The 20,733-nt window shown below is 69.4% G+C and carries 17 protein-coding genes; 13 read left to right on the top strand and 4 right to left on the bottom strand.

Annotated features, from left to right (window positions below):
* Positions 1-3: 3 nt before the first annotated feature.
* Complete coding sequence (locus ACFP3H_RS13405) at positions 4-1,659, bottom strand: ABC transporter substrate-binding protein (protein WP_378604897.1); 1,656 nt, start codon at positions 1,657-1,659, stop codon at positions 4-6.
* A 209-nt stretch (positions 1,660-1,868) separates the two neighbouring features.
* Between ACFP3H_RS13405 and ACFP3H_RS13400 the strand changes: the two genes are divergently transcribed.
* The 8 genes from ACFP3H_RS13400 to ACFP3H_RS13365 all read left to right on the top strand — a co-directional run bounded on the left by ACFP3H_RS13400 (position 1,869) and on the right by ACFP3H_RS13365 (position 12,273).
* Positions 1,869-3,503: an ABC transporter substrate-binding protein gene (locus tag ACFP3H_RS13400; RefSeq protein WP_378604894.1), complete on the top strand. Its 1,635-nt coding sequence runs from the start codon at positions 1,869-1,871 to the stop codon at positions 3,501-3,503.
* Positions 3,504-3,516: 13 nt separating this feature from the next.
* Positions 3,517-4,560 (top strand): ABC transporter permease, encoded by a 1,044-nt coding sequence (locus ACFP3H_RS13395; protein WP_378604891.1) that lies wholly within the window; start codon positions 3,517-3,519, stop codon positions 4,558-4,560.
* Entirely contained in the window at positions 4,557-5,423 is an 867-nt protein-coding gene (locus ACFP3H_RS13390; RefSeq protein WP_378604888.1) for an ABC transporter permease, read from the top strand. Before ACFP3H_RS13395 ends, ACFP3H_RS13390 begins: the two co-directional genes overlap by 4 nt.
* Positions 5,420-7,072, top strand: coding sequence for a dipeptide ABC transporter ATP-binding protein (locus tag ACFP3H_RS13385; protein WP_378604885.1), 1,653 nt, complete (start codon positions 5,420-5,422; stop codon positions 7,070-7,072). Before ACFP3H_RS13390 ends, ACFP3H_RS13385 begins: the two co-directional genes overlap by 4 nt.
* Positions 7,069-8,439 carry an acyl-CoA dehydrogenase family protein gene (locus ACFP3H_RS13380; RefSeq protein ID WP_378604882.1) on the top strand — a complete coding sequence of 457 codons (1,371 nt, stop codon included), beginning with the start codon at positions 7,069-7,071 and terminating at the stop codon, positions 8,437-8,439. The genes ACFP3H_RS13385 and ACFP3H_RS13380 overlap by 4 nt, the downstream gene beginning before the upstream one ends.
* On the top strand, positions 8,436-9,812 hold the full coding sequence (locus ACFP3H_RS13375; protein WP_378604879.1) for an acyl-CoA dehydrogenase family protein: 1,377 nt from the start codon (positions 8,436-8,438) through the stop codon (positions 9,810-9,812). The genes ACFP3H_RS13380 and ACFP3H_RS13375 overlap by 4 nt, the downstream gene beginning before the upstream one ends.
* Positions 9,813-9,837: 25 nt before the next feature.
* On the top strand, positions 9,838-10,869 hold the full coding sequence (locus tag ACFP3H_RS13370; RefSeq protein ID WP_378604876.1) for an aldo/keto reductase: 1,032 nt from the start codon (positions 9,838-9,840) through the stop codon (positions 10,867-10,869).
* 69 nt (positions 10,870-10,938) lie between these two features.
* Positions 10,939-12,273, top strand: a complete 1,335-nt coding sequence (locus ACFP3H_RS13365; RefSeq protein WP_378604873.1) for an NtaA/DmoA family FMN-dependent monooxygenase — start codon at positions 10,939-10,941, stop codon at positions 12,271-12,273.
* A 77-nt stretch (positions 12,274-12,350) separates the two neighbouring features.
* Here ACFP3H_RS13365 and ACFP3H_RS13360 read toward each other — a convergent pair whose 3' ends face one another.
* Positions 12,351-12,863, bottom strand: coding sequence for a L,D-transpeptidase (locus ACFP3H_RS13360; protein WP_378604870.1), 513 nt, complete (start codon positions 12,861-12,863; stop codon positions 12,351-12,353).
* A gap of 297 nt (positions 12,864-13,160) precedes the next feature.
* Here ACFP3H_RS13360 and ACFP3H_RS13355 point away from each other — a divergent pair, with 297 nt between their 5' ends.
* From ACFP3H_RS13355 to ACFP3H_RS13340, 4 genes are all read left to right on the top strand, one after another.
* Complete coding sequence (locus ACFP3H_RS13355) at positions 13,161-13,586, top strand: PaaI family thioesterase (protein WP_378604867.1); 426 nt, start codon at positions 13,161-13,163, stop codon at positions 13,584-13,586.
* A gap of 130 nt (positions 13,587-13,716) precedes the next feature.
* Positions 13,717-14,796, top strand: coding sequence for an acyl-CoA dehydrogenase family protein (locus tag ACFP3H_RS13350; protein ID WP_378604864.1), 1,080 nt, complete (start codon positions 13,717-13,719; stop codon positions 14,794-14,796).
* A gap of 28 nt (positions 14,797-14,824) precedes the next feature.
* Entirely contained in the window at positions 14,825-15,886 is a 1,062-nt protein-coding gene (locus tag ACFP3H_RS13345; protein WP_378604861.1) for an LLM class flavin-dependent oxidoreductase, read from the top strand.
* Positions 15,883-17,139 (top strand): MFS transporter, encoded by a 1,257-nt coding sequence (locus ACFP3H_RS13340; RefSeq protein ID WP_378604858.1) that lies wholly within the window; start codon positions 15,883-15,885, stop codon positions 17,137-17,139. The genes ACFP3H_RS13345 and ACFP3H_RS13340 overlap by 4 nt, the downstream gene beginning before the upstream one ends.
* Positions 17,140-17,143: 4 nt before the next feature.
* Here the strand turns inward: ACFP3H_RS13340 and ACFP3H_RS13335 are convergent, their stop codons facing one another.
* Complete coding sequence (locus ACFP3H_RS13335) at positions 17,144-18,367, bottom strand: MFS transporter (RefSeq protein WP_378604855.1); 1,224 nt, start codon at positions 18,365-18,367, stop codon at positions 17,144-17,146.
* A gap of 3 nt (positions 18,368-18,370) precedes the next feature.
* Positions 18,371-19,702 (bottom strand): FAD-dependent oxidoreductase, encoded by a 1,332-nt coding sequence (locus ACFP3H_RS13330; RefSeq protein ID WP_378604852.1) that lies wholly within the window; start codon positions 19,700-19,702, stop codon positions 18,371-18,373.
* 101 nt (positions 19,703-19,803) lie between these two features.
* Here ACFP3H_RS13330 and ACFP3H_RS13325 point away from each other — a divergent pair, with 101 nt between their 5' ends.
* Entirely contained in the window at positions 19,804-20,670 is an 867-nt protein-coding gene (locus ACFP3H_RS13325; protein ID WP_378604849.1) for a helix-turn-helix domain-containing GNAT family N-acetyltransferase, read from the top strand.
* Positions 20,671-20,733 lie beyond the last annotated feature (63 nt).

Here is a 20,733-nt window from a genome sequence, read left to right as displayed (position 1 = left end):
CGGTTACCTCGGCTCGATCCAGGTGTCGTAGAAGACATTGCGCGACTGCGCCTCGTAGCCGATGTTGTGCACCCGGGGCGAGGCCGCGGTGACCTGCGCCGGGTTGTACACCGGCACCGTGAGCACCTGGTCCACGAGCAGGAACCGCTGCGCCGCCTCGGCCGCCTCGGCCCGCTTGCCGGGGTCGAGGGTCTTGCTCACCGCGCTGAGCTTGTCGATCGCCTGCTGGTAGATCGGGTTCTCCGGCGCGAGCTTGGCCGAGTTCGTGTACTGCGGCGAGTACACCTGCTCGAGCACCGCCACGTCGGCGCGACTCTGGTTGGCCACCTGGATGTTCCAGCGTTTCTGCTGGGTGGCGGCGGCGGTGTAGTCCGGGATCGGCAGCACATTGAGCTTCAGGTCGATGCCGATCTTGCGCAGGTCCTGCTGGATCAGCTCATAGGCGGGCTTGTTGTTGACCAGGTTGTTGATGCCGAGCAGCGCCAGTTCCAGGCGGCGGCCCTGTCCGTCCACCCGGATGCCGTCGGAACCCTTCTTCCACCCCGCGGCCTCCAGGATCTGTTCGGCCTCGGCCTGGTCCTGCTTCAGTTCCGCCGAGAAGTCGACGTGACCGGGCACGCGCGAGGAGATCACCGAACTCGACACGGTGTAGCTCGGGGTGAGCACGGTCTTGGTGAGCGCGTCGCGATTCCAGCCCAGCTTCACCGCCTCGCGCACGGCGCGGTCGTCGGTCGGGAACAGGTCGGTCTTGAGGTCGAAGGAGATGTCGCGGCCGGGGATGAGCTGCGGCACGATCCGGTAGCCCTCGGCCTTCAGCGGTGCCTCGTCGGTGTTGTTGACGTCGAGGATCGCGTCGACCTGGCCCGCGCGTAACGCACCGGTGCGCACCGCGGCCTCGGGAATCACCGAGATCTCCACGGCGTCGAGATAGGCCTCACCATTGTGCTTGCGGCTGGCGGGCGCCCAGTTGTAGCCGGGCCGCTTCTTCAGCACCGTTTTCTGCTGGTAGACGTGTTCGGCGACGACGAACGGACCGGTGGTCACCAGATTCTGCGCCAGCGCGCGCTGCTCCTTGCTCAGCTGCAAGGTCGAATGCCCGACGATGCCCGAGAAGTACAGCGACAGTGCCTGCAGGAACCCCGCATTCGGGCGGTTGAAGACGACCTTGACCGTGGTCGGGTCGAGCACGGTGGTGCTGGTGTAGCCGACCCAGTAGGCGGTCACCGGCACGATGCCGAGTTCCTTGTTCCCGAATCCGAGCAGGTCGAAATTCTCCTTCACCGAATCGGCGGTGAATTTCGTACCGTCGGTGAAGGTGACGTCGTCGCGCAGCCGAAATGTGAATTCGGTGAGTTCGGGGTTGATTTCCCAGGATTTGGCCAGCCACGGCTCGATGGCCCCGGTTTCGGGATTCTGATAGGTCAGTTTGTCGGTGATATTGCTCGTGATGAGCGACTCCGGATACGAACTGCCCGAATGCGGATCGAGGTTGGCGGGCGCGTCGAGCACGGCGAAGCGCAGGGTGCCGCCGGCGACCGGTGGACCCGCGTCGTCGCTGCCCGCGACCCGGTTGCCCGAGGCCGCGCAGCCCGTCAGCGCGGAGGCGAGCAGGGCGACGGCGACCAACACCGTCGCCGCGGAAAATCTTTTCGATGACATTTCGCGAAGTCTGCACAAGGCCGACTCCGCGAACAACCAAGCTGAACTTTCGGATTTGTTCAGTTTTAGTGAATCCGGATCGTGAAGGGAAACTTCAACGACGGTGTAGTCATTCTTGGCGATCCGAACTCGCGGAATTCGGCGGTCGCGCACCTAACCTCCGAAGTGTCAAACACGACAATCCGATTCGACGAAAGACCCACGACCGCATGAGGAATACCCGATTCCGTCAACTCCTGGCCACCGGCACCGCGGCCATCGCCCTCGCCACCGTCCTGGCCGCGTGTGGTGGTGGTGCGTCGCAGAACGAGGCCGTGGGCGACCCCGTCTTCGGCGGCACATTGAACTTCTACGACCCCATCGAGTACACGGCGTGGACGCCGACCAACTCGATCTGGTCCAACAGTCAGGTCGCCAACAACCTGGCCGAGCGGCTGATCTGGCAGGACCCGAAGACCGGCACCCTGAAGCCGTGGCTGGCCGAGTCGTGGGAGATCAGTCCCGACAAGCTCGAGTACACCTTCCGCCTGCGCGAGGGCGTCACCTTCAGCAACGGTGACCCGTTCGACGCGGCGATCGTGAAGGCCAACTACGACCAGCACGCCCTCGGCGACAAGGCCCTGGGCATCCCGCCGGACCGCTTCTTCTCCGACTACCAGGGCTCCACGGTGGTCGACCCGCTGACCCTGAAGGTGGCCTTCACCAAGCCCAATGCCGGCTTCCTGCAGGTGGCCTCGTTCTATCGGGCCGGTTCCATCCTGGCCAAGCCCTTCCTGGAGCGCGATCTCAACGGCCAGGGCCAGGCCAAGAACTGGATCGGCACCGGGCCGTTCGTGGTGGAGTCGGTCACCGGCAACACCGGCATCACCCTCAAGCGTCGCGAAGACTACAACTGGGCGCCGGAAGGGTCGGGCCACCAGGGCAAGGCATACCTCGAGCGGGTGGTCTTCAAGACTGTGCCCGAGGCCGGGACCCGGGTCGGCGCGCTGCAATCCGGTGAGGCGCACATCGCGCGCAATATCAGCCCCTACGACGAGGACACGGTGACCGCCAACGGCGGCCGCATCGAGGCGTTCGCGGTGCAGGGCCAGACCAACAAGCTGTCGGTGCAACTGGATTCGACCGCGGCGATCCTCGACAAGGACGTGCGCCTGGCGTTGCAGGCCGCGACCGACCGCAAGGAGATCAACGAGACGGTGCTCTCGCCGAGCTACCCGATCCCCACCAGCATCCTGGTCCGGAACACCCCGAATCGTGGTGACGCGAGCAAGTATCTGGGCTACGACCTGACCAAGGCCAACGCGCTGCTCGACGGCGCGGGCTGGGTCAAGGGCGGCGACGGTATCCGGGTCAAGGACGGCAACCGCCTGAAGCTCGAGATCTGGGTGGCACCGGTGTACCAGGTGGCCCAGCCGGTGCTGGAACTGCTGCAGTCGCAGTGGAAGAAGGCCGGGGTGGAGTTGCAATTGCACACCGTCTCCCAGACCGAGTACGAGTCGGTGCGCAACGCGCGTCCCGACAACTGGGCGCTGGTGCAGGGTCAGACCTCGCGCGCCGAGGCCGACGTGCTGCGCACCGCGTTCGACAGCACCGCGCAGAACGAGTTCTTCGCGCCGGTGCCCGACGAGACGCTCAACGAGCTGGTCCGCGCCCAAGCGTTCGAGTTCGACCCGGCCGCCCGCACCAAGGCCATCCAGGCCGTCGAGGACCGGGTGTTCGGCGAAGGCTACGCCATTCCGCTCTACGACGAGACCCAGGTGTTCGGCCTGGCGCCGACCGTGCACGGTTTCACCACCGAGTCCACGGCCCGCACCTGGCTCTACGACACCTGGATCACCGGGTAGGGGGCGAAACACAATGCGCAGCTACGTCCTTCGGCGCTTGGTGCAGGCGGTACTGGTCCTGCTGGCCGCCTACACCCTGTCGTTCATCCTGCTCAGCGCGCTGCCAGGGGACTCGGTCACCAACCGGATCCAGGACCCGGAAGCGCAGATCACCCCCGAGGCGGGTCGGTTGATGCTCGAGTTCTACGGACTCGACCGGCCCGTCTGGGAGCAGTACCTGCGCGCGCTGTGGGCCCTGCTGCACGGTGACCTGGGCTATTCGCTCACCTCAGGGCGGCCGGTGACCCAGGCGGTCGCCGAGGCGCTGCCCTCGACCCTGACGCTCACCGGCCTGGGTCTGGTGTTCGGTCTGGTGTTCGCCGCGGTGGTGGCGGTGGCGGCCAACTACGCGCCGTGGGCGTGGCTGCGCGGGCTGTTCGATTCCGCGCCCGCACTGTTCGCTTCCGTGCCGACCTTCGTGGTCGGTGTGCTCGCCCTGCAATATCTTTCGTTCCGGTGGCACCTGATCCCCTCGGTCGACAACGGCACCGTGCTCGCCCTGATCGCCCCGGCCGCGACGCTGGGGTTGATCGTGGCGGCGCCGCTGGCCCAGGTGTTCGCCACCTCGGTGCGCAGCACACGGGCGACACCGTTCGTGCACGTGGTGGCGGCCAGGGGCGCGGGTGAGGGCTACATCTTCCGCAAGGACGTGCTGCGCAATTCCTCGCTGCCGGTGCTCACGCTGCTCGGGCTGGCCTTCGGCGAACTCATCGCCGGGGCCGTGGTGACCGAGTCGGTGTACGCCCGGCAGGGCATCGGTCAGCTCACCGTCGGCGCGGTCGACACCCAGGACCTGCCGGTGGTGCAGGGCGTGGTGTTGCTCTCGACCGTGGCCTACGTGCTGGTCAATCTCGCGGTGGACCTGGCCTACCCGTTCATCGATCCGCGGGTGCTGGTGGACGGGCGCACGCGCCGGGTCACCCGCGCGCGGACCGTGGGCCGCACCCGGATCGCCGTCCCCGTCCCGGCCGTGGCCTCGCGCCCGCGCCGCCTGCCCGCCGAGGTGGCAATGCCATGACCACAACCCTCGACAAGTCCGAGACCCGCACCGCGCCGGGTCGGGTCCGCGCGACCCTGCGCTGGATACGACGCCACCCGACGGTGGCCCTGGCCATCCTGGTGGTCGCCACCATCCTGCTCTGGGCCCTCGTGCCGCACCTGTTCACCAGCTACGACCCGCTCGCGGTGAACCCGCGCGAGAAACTCCGACCGCCCTCGGGCGAACACCTCTTCGGCACCGACCATCTGGGCCGAGATCTCTACGCGCGCATCGTCTACGGCGCGCGCCCCTCGCTGCTCGGCTCGGCCATCGCGGTCGGGGTCGGGGTGCTCGTCGGCTCGCTGCTCGGGGCGGTGGCCGGCTGGTTCGCCGGGTTCCCCGACAGCGTGGTCATGCGACTCATCGACGTGGTGCTGTCAATTCCGGGGTTCCTGCTGGCCATCACCATCGTGGTCCTGCTCGGCTTCGGTGTGTGGCAGGCGGGCATCGCGGTGGGCCTGACATCCTCGGCGACCTTCGCCCGGCTCATCCGCTCGGAGGTGGTCAAGGCCCGCACCAGCACCTATGTCGAAGCCGCCACCACCAGCGGGGCCTCCACGGCGGCGATCCTGTGGCGGCACGTGATCCCCAACTCGATCGCGCCGACCGCCTCGCTGGTCACCGTCCAGTTCGGCATCGCGATCATCTGGATCGCCTCGCTGAGCTTCCTCGGGCTCGGCGCGCAACCGCCGGACCCGGAGTGGGGTCGGTTGGTCTCCGACGGACGCAACTACATCGCCACCCGCGGCTGGCTCACGCTGTGGCCGGGGCTGACCATCGTCGCGATGGTGCTGGCGACCAACCACCTGTCCCGTCACCTGTCCAGGAGGAACCCGGCGTGAGCGTCATCGACGAAACCCGCACCACCGCAACCGGAGTCGAGGTCGAACCGGTGCTGCGGGTGCGCGACCTGCGCGTCGGCTACCGCGTCGGCGACCGGGTCTCCCCCGTCGTGCACGGGGTGTCCTTCGACGTCCCGGCGGGCAAGGTGCTGGCGCTGGTGGGCGAATCCGGGTCGGGCAAGACCACCACCGCCCACGCCGTGCTCGGCCTGCTGCCCGGCAACGGCGAGGTCACCGGCGGTTCCATCACCTTCCGCGACCAGGTGCTCACCGAACTCGGCGCGAAGGGGTGGCGCTCGATCCGAGGGCGGGCGATCAGCCTGATCCCCCAGGATCCGACGGTCTCGCTGGACCCGGTGCGCCGGGTCGGCCACCAGGTCGAGGACGTGCTGCGCCTGCACACCGACCTCGACGCCGACGCGCGCCGCGAGCGGGTCTACGAGCTGTTCGAGCTGGTCGGGTTCACCGATGTGGAGCGGCGCTACCGGCAGTATCCGCACGAACTGTCCGGCGGGATGCGCCAGCGCGTGCTCATCGCGGCGGCGGTGGCGGCCGAACCGGAACTGATCATCGCCGACGAACCCACCTCGGCACTGGACGCGACCGTGCAGAAGCAGGTTCTCGATCTGCTCGACGAGATCCGGGTGCGCACCGGCACCAGCGTGGTGCTGGTGACCCACGACCTCGGCGTGGCCGCGGACCGCTCCGATCTGATCGGCGTGCTGCACCGGGGCGAGCTGGTGGAGTTCGGGCCGACCGCGCGGGTGGTCGCCGATCCCCAGCACCCCTACACCCGGCGACTGCTCGACAGTGTGCCCTCGCGCCGGCCCTGGGTGCGTGCCCGCACCCCGGTCGAGGTCGGCACCGACACCGTCATCGAGGTCACCGACCTGCGCAAGGACTACGGCGGCGTGCCCGCCGTGGACGGCATCTCCTTCCGGGTGCGGCGCGGTGAAACCTATTCCATCGTGGGCGAATCCGGCAGCGGCAAGTCCACCACCGCGCGGGTGCTGACCGGGCTCACCGAGGCGGATTCGGGGCGGGTCGAACTGCTCGGCACCGATATCACCCGGTTGGGTCGGCGCGAGTTCCGGCCGCTGCGCCGGGAGGTGCAGATCGTCTACCAGAACCCCTACTCCTCGTTCGATCCGCGTTTCGATGTCTACGACGTGGTCGACGAGCCGCTGCGCTCGTTCGAGCCGCGTCGGGGACTGCGGCGCGGCAGGCCGAATCGGGACCGGGTGGTGGCCGCGCTCGAGGCCGCCGCCCTGCCCGCCGACTTCGTGAACCGGCACCCGCGCGAACTGTCCGGTGGACAGCGCCAGCGGGTGGCGATCGCGCGCGCGTTGATCCTCGAGCCGAAGGTGATCGTGCTCGACGAACCCATTTCGGCCCTCGATGTTTCGGTGGCCGCGCAGATTCTCGACCTGTTGCGCGGTCTCCAGGAACAGCGCGGGCTCACCTACGTTTTCATCTCGCACGACCTGGCCGTGGTGCGCGCGATCTCCGATCGGGTGGCGGTGATGCGGCAGGGCCGCATCGTCGAACACGGCACCGTCGACCAGGTCTTCTCTTCCCCCACCGACGATTACACCGTGCGTCTGCTCGACGCCATCGCCGGCCGCGACCTCATCGGAGGACTGCCATGACCACTGCCACCACCGCGCCCGCCACCCTGGCCGAAGCGCTGCCCCGCATCCGAGCGATCCTGGCCGAGTTCGCCCCCGGCGTCGGCGCGCGCGACCTCGCCTTCGAGCACCCCGACGCGCTGATCCAGGCGCTGGCCGACGCCGGTTTCGGCCGGTTGCGGGTGCCGGTGGAATACGGCGGTTTCGGGGTCGACCTGCCGACGCTGTTCGGGCTGCTGGCCGAGGCGGGTCAGGCCGATTCCAATATTCCGCAGATCTGGCGTGGGCACTTCACCACCACCGAGATCCTGCGCGCCGAAACCGATCCGGTGGTGCGCGAGCACTGGTTCCGGCGCATCGGGCAGGGCGCGGTGTTCGGCAACGCCCAGTCCGAGCCCTCGGCGCTGGTGGCCGAGGCGGTCGGCGAGGCCGTCGGCTGGGGCGTGACCACCACGCGCGCCGTGGTCGGCGCGGACGGGGTGCGCACGGTCTCGGGCACCAAGTTCTATTCCACCGGTGCGCGTTTCGCCGATTACATCCGGGCCGCGGTGATCGACGAGCAGGACGTGCGCGGGTTCGTGGTCATTCCCGCACGCCATTCCGGGGTCACCCACGCCGACGACTGGGACGGCATCGGTCAGCGCCAAACCGGCAGCGGCACCACCTATTTCGAGAACGTGCCGGTGGAGGAGAACGGCGACATCGGCCGGTTCAAGGAGTCGCTGCGCGGCCTGGACTCCTTCGTCCAGATCGTGCACCTGGCGAACCTGACCGGCATCGCGCGCAGCATCGTCGCCGAGACCACCGACATCGTGCGCGCCCGCACCCGCACCAGCCTGCACGCGCTGTCCCCCCGCGCCACCGAGGACCCCGACATCCTCTCCGTCATCGGCACCCTCGAGGCCCGTCGCCTGACCGCCGAGACCCTGCTGCGCCACGCCGCCGAACAGCTCGAGACCGCCCACGCCGCGGGCACCGAAGCCGCCTACACCCGCGCCTACCTCGACACCTCCGCCGCCCAGATCGCGGTGATCGAAGCCGTACTCGACGCCGCCACCCGGGCTTTCGACGCGGGCGGCTCCTCCACGGTCCGCAACAGCGTCCACCTCGACCGCCACTGGCGCAACGCCCGCACCCTCGCCTCCCACAACCCGGTCATCTACAAGCCCCGCGTCCTGGGCGATTTCGTCCTCAACGGCAACGCCCCCGTCCCCGGCTACTACCGCCAGCGCCCCTCGATCAACGACACCCCCGACGAGGACACTCAGGTCTCCTCGCCCGTCGACAGCGGTCATGTCACCTCGAGCCCCGGCAACGACGTCTTCGAGTCGAACCCCGACAGTGGCGAACTCGCGTCGGCCGCCGCCACGACGAGCGAGGCCCGATGACCCCGCTGGGCCAGTCGATCCCGCCACCCCTGCGCGCAACAACCACGAATGCCTCGGCGGGCACCTCGCCGGACTCGAATTCCGCCACCGGGCCGGGTCGATCGGCGGATGTCGCGAACGACGTGGGCGCGCCGGACCGCTCACCCGGGACGAAGGAACGGCTCCACCTGGTCGCTGATCCCCTTCCGGGCTCGGTTCCCCTGTCGGTCAACGGTATTCGTGTCGCCGCCGAACCGATTCTGCGCCGCCTCGCCGAGACCGCGCACCAGCGTGAGGTCGACCACGACTACGCCTTCGCCGACGTGCGCGCGCTCGTCGACACCGGGATCGCGCTCACCGGCATCGCCGTCGCCGAGGGCGGAGCCGGGGGTTCCCTGCGCGATGTCATCGACCTCGTGATCGCCATCGCACACGCTGATTCCAGTGTGGCGCAAGCACTCCGGGGCACATTCCTGATCGCGAACCAGGTGGCGGGTCGGGCCGACCTCCCGCATCGGGAGCGGATTCTGGCGCGGTTGCGCGACCGGGACGTGTTCGCGGGCACCGTCAACGAACGCACCGGTGGGGCCAGCGGGCAGGTCAACGCGACGGCGCGCCGCGACGGTGCGGAGTGGGTGATCGACGGGGAGAAGTACTACTCGACCGGTGGCCTGTACGCGAACTGGTTCTCCACGCAGGCCCGCACCGAGGACGGGGAGGTGCTGCGGTTCACCGTGCCGGTAGATCGCGAGGGTGTCGAGCGTCTCGACGATTTCGACGCCGTCGGCCAGCGCCTCACCGCCAGCGGCACCACCCGCCTGTCCGGCGTGCGGATCGCCGACGACGAGATCACCCCCACCCCGGAGACCGAACCCGACAACCCCTGGCAGGGTTCGGCCGCCCAGCTCTACCTCGCCGCCGTGCAGGCGGGCATCGCCGCCCGCGCCCGCGACGACGCCATCGCCTACGTGCGCGAGCGGGCCCGCCCGATCAAACACAGCACCGCGTCCACCAGCGCCGAGGACCCCTACGTGCGTGAGACCGTGGGCGAGATCGCCGCCCGCGCCCAGGCGGCGCGCGCGGTGGTCCTGCTGGCCGCCGAAACCCTCGAGGGCGTGCGCGGCCGCACCGGCGACGACGCTCGCGCGGCAGGTGCGACGGCGGCGATCGAGATCGCCCAGGCGGGCGTCATCGCGATCGAATCCGCGCTCACCGCAGCCGAACTCGTCTTCGACGTGGGCGGCGGTTCGATCACCGACCGCGCCCTCGGTTTCGACCGGCACTGGCGCAACGCCCGCACCGCCGCCAACCACAACCCCCGCCAGTGGAAGCAAGCCGTCGCGGGCGCGTTTCACTTGACGGGCGAGCATCCCCCGACCACCGGCCTGTTCTGAACACCGAGAGAAAGAAACACACCTGATGAGCTACGGCCCCTTCGACCGCACCTACACCGCCGCGGAAGACCGCTACGAGAAGGTCCCGTACCGCCGCACCGGCACCTCCGGGCTCGACCTGCCCGCGTTCTCCTTCGGCCTGTGGCAGAAGTTCGGCACCGACTACGCCTTCGCCACCCAGCGCGAGATCATCCTGCATGCCTTCGATCTCGGCATCACCCACTTCGACAACGCCGACCGCTACGGTCCCCCGCACCGCGCCGCCCAGCAGAACTTCGGCCGGGTGCTCGCCAAGGACCTCGCGCCCTACCGCGACGAGATCGTGCTCTCGACCAAGGCGGGCAACGCCATCGGCCCGAGCCCCTACCTGCGCGGCGGCTCACGCAAGTCGATCCTGAACTCCCTCGAGCACAGCCTGCGCGATCTGGGCACCGACTACGTCGACATCTTCTACCACCACAGCCCGGACCTGAGCACCCCGCTCGAGGAGACCGTCTCCGCGCTGGTCAGCGCCGTGCAGCAGGGCAAGGCGCTCTACGTCGGCATCTCCAACTACCTGCCCGACCGCACCCACGAGATCGCCGAGCAGCTGCGCGCGGCCGGTGTGCCGCTGCTGATCCACCAGGCCCGCTACTCGATCTACGATCGCCGCCCGGAACAGAACGGTCTGCTCGATACCGCCACCCAGGACGGGTTCGGCGTGATCGTGTACTCGCCGCTGGCCCAGGGCCTGCTCACCGACAAGTACCTCGAGACCATCCCCGAGGGCGCGCGGGCGCAGAACAGCACCTTCCTGTCCCCCGATGTCATCGACGAGACCTACCGCCAGCGCACCGCCGAGCTGAACAAGATCGCCGCCGCGCGCGGACAGTCGCTGGCCCAGCTGGCGTTGCAGTGGGTGCTGCGGCGCCCCGAGGTCACCTCGGCGCTGATCGGCGCCAGCTCGGTGGCCCAGCTCGACCACAACACCGCCGCCCTGAATTTCCCCGACTTCACCGCCGAGGAACTCGCCCTGATCGAGGAGCACGGTGTCCACGGCACCGGCCTGAAGCTCTGATCCCCTCCCGACGCCGATGACGTGGACACCACCGCGTCATCGGCGTCGCCGATTTCCGAAGGCACCGACATGTCCGGATTCCACCTGAACCTGTCCCTGATGACCCCGGGACACTTCCGCCAGGCGTGGCGCCTGCCCCACGCCGACCCGCTGGCCTACCTCGACATCGACTACTTCCAGCGCCTGGCGAAGATCGCCGAGGACGCCAAGATCGACGCGGTCTTCCTCGGCGACGGCCCAGCCCTGCGCGGGGAGATCGAGGAGGCGCCCGGCACCGGCATCGACCCGCTGGTCCTGCTCGGCAGCGTCGCGGCGGTCACGAAGAACCTCGGCGTCGTGATCACCTCCTCGACCACCTACAACTCTCCCTACAACCTCGCGCGCCGATTCCAGGCCCTCGACCACGTGACCAAGGGGCGCGCGGCGGTCAATATCGTCACCACCGGAACACCCGCCGCCGCAGCGAATTTCGGCCTCACCGACCATCCGGAGAAGGAGACCAGGTACCGGCGGGCGTGGGAGTTCCTCGATGTGGTGACGCGGCTGTGGGACAGCTGGGAGCCGGACTGGTTGATCGCGGACAAGTCCACCGGCCGCTACGCCGACACCGACAAGATCCACCGCATCGACCACGAGGGCGAGTTCTTCGCCGTCGCCGGCCCGCTGCCGGTGGCGCCGGGACCGCAGGGTCGACCGGTGGTGGTGCAGGCGGGCGGGTCCGAGGGCGGGCTGAAACTGGCCGGTGATTTCGCCGACGTGGTGTTCACCGTCGCCCAGACCCAGGCCAAGGCGGTCGCCTTCCGCGACGACATCCGCCGCCGCGCCGCCGAAGCCGGCCGCCACCCCGACGATGTGAAGATCTCGCTCGGCGTGGTGGTGCTGGTCGCCGCGACCGAGGCGGAAGCGCGCCGCCGCGAACAGGAGCTCTACGACCTGCTCCCGATCGACCGCCTCACCACCGTCCTGCTCGGCAACCTCGGCCTCCCCGCCGACTCCTTCGGCCCCGACGACCCGATCACCGCCGCCGACCTCCCCGACACCGTCCCCACCGGAGCGTTCTCGACCGGATTCAGCATCTCCACCCGCGCCCTCATCGCCGAATCCCCGCGCACCCCACGCGAACTGATCCACCAGGGCGCGGGCGGCTCCGGCCACCGCCTGCTCGTCGGCTCCGCCGAACAGGTCGCCGACGACCTGACCTCCTGGTACGAAGCAGGCACCGCCGACGGCTTCACCATCATGCCCGCCGAAACCGCCGTCGACCTGGAGAACTTCACCACCCTGGTCGTCCCGATCCTCCAGGAACGCGGCCTCTTCCAAAAGGACTACACCGCACCAACTCTGCGCGCCCGCTTCGGTCTGCCGTTCCCGGCCGATCGTGCGGTCGAGAGCCTGCCGGCGTAGTCGGTTTTCGAGCGGGAGCACCACGAGACAGGAACAGGGGAGGCCGACCAGCGGCCTCCCCTGTTCGAGAAATCAACTCAGGGAACAACTTCGACGATGTCGCCCGGCTCGAGCCATTCGTAGTGCGCCTTGGCCCCTTCGGGGGTCAGGCGGATGCAGCCGTGGGACTGCTCTTCGGTGGGTCCGATGTGGTAGGCGATGTCGCCGTTGAAGAAGACGGCGTATTCCATGGGGGCGTTGTGCAGGGTGCTCCAGTGGAAGGGCTTCTTGAACGCGACCTTGAACACGCCGGGGGGTGTTTCGTAACCGGGGCGGCCGTGCGACATCGGGCTGGGGCCGAAGGTGACCTTGCCGTTGTCCATCAACCACGCGTTATTGGTCGACAATTGCAGGCACGCACGGGCTTTCTCGCTGCACGGTGCCACCACGGGCTCCGGTTCGGGCGCGGGCACGATGGCCGGGACGCCGGGGACATCGGGTCCGCCGGGCCACAGCGGCTCCGCGTGCGCGGGCGCGGTGACCGCGGCCCCGACCACCGCCGCGCACATCGCCGCCCGCACGGCCCATCGGGGAATACGACTACTACTCACGAAATCTTGCCTCTCTCGCCACGCCCACCCCAGGCCGTCGTGCGACCGAGCAGTGAGCTTTCACCATCGACACAAGCCTCGGAACATAGAGGTAGTAGGGATCATGGAGTATTGCGATCGTGTTGAGCAAGCCCGGACTTGACTACTTAGGTAAGCCTGACCTACGCTGATCTCGGCGTACGGATGAGTCGGTGGTCCCGAGGGCTGCGGTCGACCCCCTCATTCAGCCGCGGCGGGCTCCGTCTTCGTGACGGGGTCCGCCGCTACGTCGCTCGCCGATGGTGTAGACCGGACGGTATGAGTGAAAAGCCCTTGTCCCTCGCCGATGTCACCCCCGAACTGATGACCGAACTCAGTGAGGGGACCTTCACCGATCTGATCGGGCTGCGATTCACCGAGGTCACCCCCGATCGGGTGCGCGGGGAATGGGAAGTGCGGCCGACGTTGTATCAGCCCGCCGGGATCCAGAACGGCGGCGTGTACTGCACCGTCATCGAAACCCTCGCCAGCGTGGGCGCGGGCGTGTGGTTGGGTGAGCGCGGCACGGTCGTCGGCGTCAACAACAACACCGATTTCCTGCGCGCGGTGCGCGAGGGCGTGCTCACCGGCGAGGCCACCCCGATTCATCGCGGCCGTTCGCAGCAGCTGTGGGTCGTCGTGATCACCGACGCCGAGGGTCGCACGGTGGCGCGCGGACAGGTGCGGTTGCAGAACCTCTCCTGACCCGCGACGTCTCGATCTGCGGGAATTTATCTCAGCAACCGGCCCGTCGTCGCAGGTGAACGCCCTGACAAGAGCGAAAGACGCGGGCCGGTAAGGACTTCGACGCCGATTTCGGGTCGATACTTTCGAGGTGAAGGCAGCGCACGACACCTCTCTCGACACGTTCCTCGCCTCGGTGCGTGACTACGCCGACCGGGTCCTTCGACCCGCCGCGCTCACGACCGACCGGGACGGCGTGCCCGCCGAACGCGTCGACGAACTGCGCGCCCTCGGCCTGCTCAACCACCTCTCGCCGCGCGAATTCGGTGGCCTCGCGCTCGATCGCGACACCGACCGGCGCGTGCACGAGACCATCGCGGGCGCCTGCTTCAACACCTGGCTGGTATGGGCGCAACACGCGCCGCTGGCGGGCCGGATCGCCGCGCTTCGCGCGCAGGGCGCCACGGTGTCACCTCTGGCCGCCCGCATTCTGCGCGGCGAATTGCTGCTCGGCGCCGGGGTCAGCGATGTGCGCAGGTTCCCGGACCACTACGTCGCGGCTCGCCGGGTCGCCGACGGGTGGATCTTCGACGGCACCCTGTCCTGGGTCAGCGGGTGGGGGCTGAATTCGGCGCTGACCCTGGCGGCGGTGGAGCCCGACACCGAAACGGTCGTCACCGCGCTGGTACCGATCGACGAGCACATCCACAGCCCCGGGCCCCTGGAACTGGGCGCGGTGTCGGGCAGTCGCACCGCGCGGGTCCAGCTCGACGCGGTCTTCGTCCCGGACGAGAACGTCCTCAGCACCCAGAGTTTGGAGCAGGCCCGCTTCGTGGATGTCGGCACCGCCGGCGACGCCCGCGCCCACCACTTCGGGCTCGCCGAGACCATCCTGACCGAGCTCGAACGCGCCACGGTTCCGCTGGCCGCCGAGGTCGCCGCGACCTGGCGCCCCCGGGTCGCCGAGATCCGTTCCACCGCCTACGCCTTGGCCGACGAAGCCCTGGCCGCCGGTGGTGGCCCGCATCGTCTCGACGAGCGCCTGGCCACCAAAGCCGCCAGCGGAGAAGCACTCTCGGCCATCAGTCGCGCCCTGCTCATCGCCCGGTCGGGCCGGGGGCTCAGCCGCGACGACACCGCCCAATTGCACGCTCGCTCCGTGCTTTTCGTCCTGGTCCAAGGCCAGACCGCCGATGTCCGCCGCGCCCAGCTCGCCGCGCTGGCACGTTGATCACCACCGAATGGAAAACACCGCAACAATGAGTCTCGAATTCCTCTGGTACATCCCCAATCAGGTCACCCCCGGCCACCGGGGCGAACCCGTCGTCGCCGACCACAACAGCCTGGACACGCTCACCGCCCAGGCGAAGGCCCTCGAGGCCAACGGCTGGAAGGGCGCGCTGCTGGGAACCGGCTGGGGCCGCCCCGACACCCTCACCGTCGCCGCGGCCCTGGCGGCGCGGACCGAGAGCTTCGAACCGCTCATCGCGATCCGGCCCGGCTACTGGCGTCCGGCGAACTTCGCCTCCGCCGCGGCCACCCTCGATCATCTGTCCGGCGGCCGGGTGCGGGTGAACATCGTCTCGGGCAAGGACGATCTGGCCGCCTACGGCGACAGCGAGGGCGATCAGGCCGACCGGTACGCGCGCACCAAGGAATTCCTCCAGCTCGTGCGCAAACTGTGGACCGAGGAGAACGTCACCTACCGGGGCGAGCACTTCCAGGTCACCGATTCCACGGTGGTGCCGCGGATCGTGCCGCGCGGTGCGCGTCGCCATCCCACCCTGTACTTCGGTGGGGCCTCGGCGGCGGCGGAACGGGTCGCCGCGACCGAGGCCGACGTGCAGCTGTTCTGGGGCGAACCCCTCGAGGGAGTGCGTGAACGGATCGAACGGTTGCGCGCGCTGAGCGATGAACTCGGCCGCGAACACGCCCCGCTCGAATTCGGTTTGCGCGTCACGACTTTCGTGCGCGACACCACCGAGCAGGCGTGGGCCGACGCCGAGGCGAAGGTGGCCGAGATGGCCGACAAGCACCAGGGCACCCAGAATCCGCACCGGCGCACCGCCGTCGGCCAGCAGCGCCTGCTCGACCTCGCCGCGCGCGGTGACGTACTCGACGACAACCTCTACACCGCGCCCGGCCGCTACGGTGGCGGCGGCGCGGGCACCACCTGGCTCGTCGGTTCCGCCGAGGACGTGGCCAAGTCGCTGCGCAAGTACCGCGATCTGGGCATCACCCACTTCGTGCTGTCGGATACCCCGTACCTGCGTGAGATCGAACGTCAGGGTTCCCAGCTGCTGCCGTTGCTCGGAGAATGAGTGCTGCCCCTGTTCTGATCGCCGATCCCACCCGCGGTCGACGGCTGCGGCTCATCGTGGTCTTCGCGGTGACCCAGACCGTCGGCTACGGCGCGATGATCCAGGCCTTCACGGTGCTGCTCGTGCCGATGGCGCAGGCGCTGGCGGTCTCGCGCACCGAAATCGCGGCGGCCGCGACCATTTCCACGCTGGTCGGGGCATTGGCCGCGGTGCCGGTGGGCACTCTGCTCGACCGCTACGGTGGGCGGGCGTTGATGACGGCCGGGTCGGCGCTGGGGGTCGGCGCGGTCGTGCTGTGGTCGCAGGCGCAGAACCTGACCCAGCTGTATGTGGCGTTCACGCTGATCGGGTTGGCGCTGGCCACCTCCACCTACGAGGCCGCGTTCGCGGTGCTGGTCGTGGCCACCGAACCCGAGCACCGCGACTCCGCGATCGTGGCCGTGACGACCGTGGTGGGGTTGGCCACGAGCCTGTACTACTTCTTCGCGGGGTGGCTGGAAACCGAACTCGGCTGGCGCACAACACTGCTGGTGCTCGCGGTCGGCTTCGCGGTGATCGTGGTGCCCGCGCACCTGTGGGCGGTGCCGGGGCGAGTGGCGCACACCAGTCGGGTGGCGCAGCGCTCCGGTGTTCCCCTCGGGGACGCGCTGCGGGATCGCCGATTCTGGCTGCTGGTGGTCTCTTTCGTCGCCCAGAGCGGTTCGACGTCGGCGTTTCTGCTGATGATGGTCACCTACTTCCGCGACATCGGGTACTCGCCGGTCTCGGCCGCGGCGCTGCCGATCGCGGTCGGCGTCACCCAGATCGCCTCCCGCCTGGCCCTGGCGCCCCTGGCTCGCCGCTTCGGCATGACCAGCGTGACCGGGGTGTCCTTCGCCCTCCAGGGCCTCGGTCTGCTGGCTCTGCCGCTGGCGGGGACCTCCCTGCCGCTCACCCTGGTCTGCATCGCCGCCTTCAGCACCGGCTACGGCATCAGCGTGATCGCCCGCCCCTCGATCGTGGCCGACAATTTCGGCGTCCCCCAGTTCGCGGGCATCCTCGCCGTCATGACGGTCCCGATCGCCCTGTCCCGGGCCGGTGTGCCCCTGGCCGCCACCTGGCTCGGCGACTGGCGCTTCCTGGTCGCGATCGGCGTGGCGGCCCTCCTCGCCGCCCTCGCCCTGATCCCCCTGTCCCGCACACCCCCGGTCGACCACCCACCGGTCCCGACGACGGAGGCGGTCGCGGGACCGGGTGGTGCGGCGGCTCCCTAGCCGGTCACGACACAGGCTGTTTCGACGGGCGTGGCATGGTCGAGACGGCGGCGAGTGCCGCCACCGCGGCGATGCCGCCGAGGACGAAATAGGTGCCGGCGTAGCTGCCGGTCCAGGTCATCAGCACGGTTCCGCCCCACGGGGCCAGCGCCATCACGATCACTACCGGCGCGGACAACAGGCCGTTGAGGCGCCCGTAGTGGGTGGCGCCCCAGCGGTCGGTCACCGCGGTGGCTTGGACCAGCGTCATGATCCCGCGAACCAAGCCGGCCCCGATCGAGATGGCGATCAGCGCGAATACTGTTGTCGCCCAGCCTGTCAGCGCCGTCGCGACAGCGGTCGCCGCGAAGGCGCCGACGATGCGAGCACGCGCGGTCGTGCGGGTGACCAGGGGCAGGTAGCCGATGCGTCCGAGCACCTGCCCGGCGCCGCCCAGTCCGAGGGTGAGCGCGGCCAGCGAGGGCGAGAACCCGCGTTCGATCAGCAGCGGGACCAGGTTGAACACCGCGGCGAAGGCCGCGAACGCACCCAGGCTAGAGGCCAGGACGAGCATCACGAACGCGGGACTGCGCGACACCGCGCCGTGGTCGTCGTCGCCGGGTGAGGCGGCGATCGGCGGGTTCGGCCACGGGCCGGACAGTCCGAACAGGTGCGCGGGAATCGTGACGACCGCCAGGACGACGACGAGCGTGAGATAGGTGGCGCGCCAATCGGTCCGCTGGTCCAGCGCCGCGGTGAGCGGGGCGAAGACGGTGCTGGCGAACCCGCCGACGAGGGTGAGGATCATCAGCGCTGTGACATAATCGGCGCCGAACCAGCGCGTCAACGCCGCGAACGCGGGCGGGTACAGCACCGCGCCCATCGCGACACCCGCGACCAACCACCCGGCGAAGAACACGGCAGGGTTGGGTGCCAGCGCGACGACGATCAGTGCGGGCACGGCCAGTATCGAACCCGCCGTCATGACCGTGCGCGGCCCGACGCGGTCGATCACGCGACCGACCGGGATGCCGGTGAGCGCGGCCGCGAACTGGCCCAGCGAGAAGGCCGCGGTGATCATCGGCAGCGACCAGCCGGTGTCGGCCGAGATCGACACCGACAGCACGGGAAAGGCGTAGTAGAGGATTCCCCAGCTGGTGATCTCGGTCAGGCACAGGATGATCAGTACGCGCCGCCGCAGACCGGGCTCGGTGGACCCGGTCTGCGCGATGGTGGTGGACCTCGACACGTCTCAGCGGACCCGCGAGGGTGCCGTCAGGGTCAGCACTTCGGGTGCGGCGCCGCAGCAGCCACCCGAACTCGCCCCTTCCGGTTCATCGAAAACGCCCGCGCCGCCGCAGACTCCGGTCTCGGGCAGGGTGAGCTCGACCCGGGCTGCGGACTCGTGGTCGCCGACCAGCGAGGCGGCGATGGAGCGAACCTGCTCGTAGCCGGTCATCGCGAGGAAGGTGGGCGCGCGTCCATAACTCTTCATGCCGACAAGATAGACGCCGGGTTCGGGGTGGGTCAGTTCGGCGACGCCGTGGGGATAGACGGTGCCGCAGGAGTGGACGTTCGGGTCGATCAGCGGCGCCAACCGGACCGGCGCCCCCAGGACCGGGTCCAGATCGAGGCGCACTTCCGACAACCAACCGAGCTCGGGCCGGAAACCGGTGAGCGCCACGACATTGTCGACATCGTCGATCCGGCGACCGTCGTCGGCCACGAGCACGACGCGCCCGTCCGCGCCGGATTCGACTGCCGCGGTGCGGAACCCGGTCACGACATCCAGCAGACCGGCGTCGACGGCCTCCTTCGCCCGCAGACCGAGCGCCCCACGCGCGGGCAGTTCGTCGGCGTCGCCGCCGCCGAAGGTCGAGTCGGCGGATCCGCGCCGCAGGATCCAGGTGAGCCGGGTGCCGGGCCGCTGCCGCGACAATCGCGCCAGCGCCACGATCGCGCCGAGGGCGGAGTGGCCGCCACCCGCGATGACCGTGTGCTTCCCGCCGAAGCGTTCGACCTGCTCGACGGCGTCGAGGTCGGGAACCCGGTAGGTCACCGCGTCGGAGGTGCGCTCGCCGAGGGCCGGAAGTCCTTCGCCGCCCAGCGGATTCGGTGCTCCCCAGGTGCCGGACGCGTCGATCACCGCACGCGCGAGGACTCGTTCCTCGGTGCCGTCGGCGCGGCGCAGATGGACCGACAGCGGTTCGCTGTCGCGGCCGGCGTCGACGACGCGGTCACGGCCGCGCCGGGCGAGGCCGACGACCTCGGTGTCGTAGCGCACGGTGTCGCCGAGCGCGGCGGCCAGCGGGGCGAGGTAGTCGCGCGCCCACTCCTGCCCGGTCGGATAGCCCTCGTCGGCCGGGGCGACCCAGCCGGTTCCGTCGAGCACTCGGCGCGCGGCGGGGGCGACCAGCTCGGCCCAGCGGGAGAACAACCGCACGTGATTCCACTCCGCGACGGCGGCACCGGCGCGGGGTCCACGCTCGAACACCAGCACGTCCACACCGCGCTCACGCAGTTCCGCGGCGGCGGCCAGCCCCACGGGGCCCGCTCCCACGACGACGACAGGCAGATCGGTCATCACACTCTCCATTCATCGACACTCATCGATCCAACAGGAGTGACTGTATCGACAGCCGTCGATGAATGCAACCATTGATCACCGTCGATACAATGGCGGTCATGACGTCCCTGGATATGCCCGTCGTGCGCGACGCCAACCCCGCACGGGTCGACGCGCTGGCCGTCGGCGACGCCACGACCTACGCCGAATGGTTCGCCTGCCTGGCCGATCCGACCCGCATCCAGCTGCTGCACCTGGTCGCCACCCGCCCGACCGGGATCACGGTGCGCGAGTTGACCGCCGCCCTCGACATCACGCAGCCGACGGTGTCGCACCATGTCCGCAAGCTCGCCGAGGTCGGCTTCGTCACCACCCACAAGAGCGGGACCTCCACGGTCGTCGCCGTCAACCCGTCCTGCTGCACCGGCCTTCCGCACGCCGCCGACGCGGTGATGGGCGTGCTCGCGCCACGGCCATGCTGCCCGACCGACCCGCCCTCGGACGTGTCGGTGCGAGCGATGCGCGACGACGACTGGGCCGCGGTTCGCCGGATCTACGGCGAGGGCATCGCCACCGGACTCGCGACCTTCGCCACCGAGGTGCCCGACCGCGCGACCCTGGAAGCGCAGTGGTTGCCCGAGCATCGCTGGGTGGCCGAGATCGACGGCACGGTTGTCGGATGGGCCGGTCTGAGTCCGGTTTCCGGGCGGGACTGCTACGCCGGCGTCGTCGAGAACTCGGTCTATGTCGCGGACGGCATGCGTGGACGCGGTGTCGGGAAGTCGCTGCTGCGAACCCAGGTCATGGCCGCCGACGACGCGGGCCTGTGGACCCTCCAGAGCGCCGTCTTCCCGGAGAATCGCGCCAGTATCGCCCTGCATCACTCGGCGGGGTTCCGCACCGTCGGCGTCCGCGAACGGATCGCGCAGTTGGACGGCGTCTGGCGCGACACCGTCCTGCTCGAACGGCGCAACGCGCGTTCCTGACGCGGCCGAATCCGCGCCGACACCTGTTCACCCGGCGTTTGCTTGCGCATTGATTCGACATAC

It is taken from the genome of Nocardia lasii (assembly GCF_042658545.1).
Taxonomy (GTDB): domain Bacteria; phylum Actinomycetota; class Actinomycetes; order Mycobacteriales; family Mycobacteriaceae; genus Nocardia; species Nocardia lasii.
The sequence above is the reverse complement of the archived record's forward strand: the minus strand, read 5'-3'. Positions and strand labels throughout refer to the sequence as shown.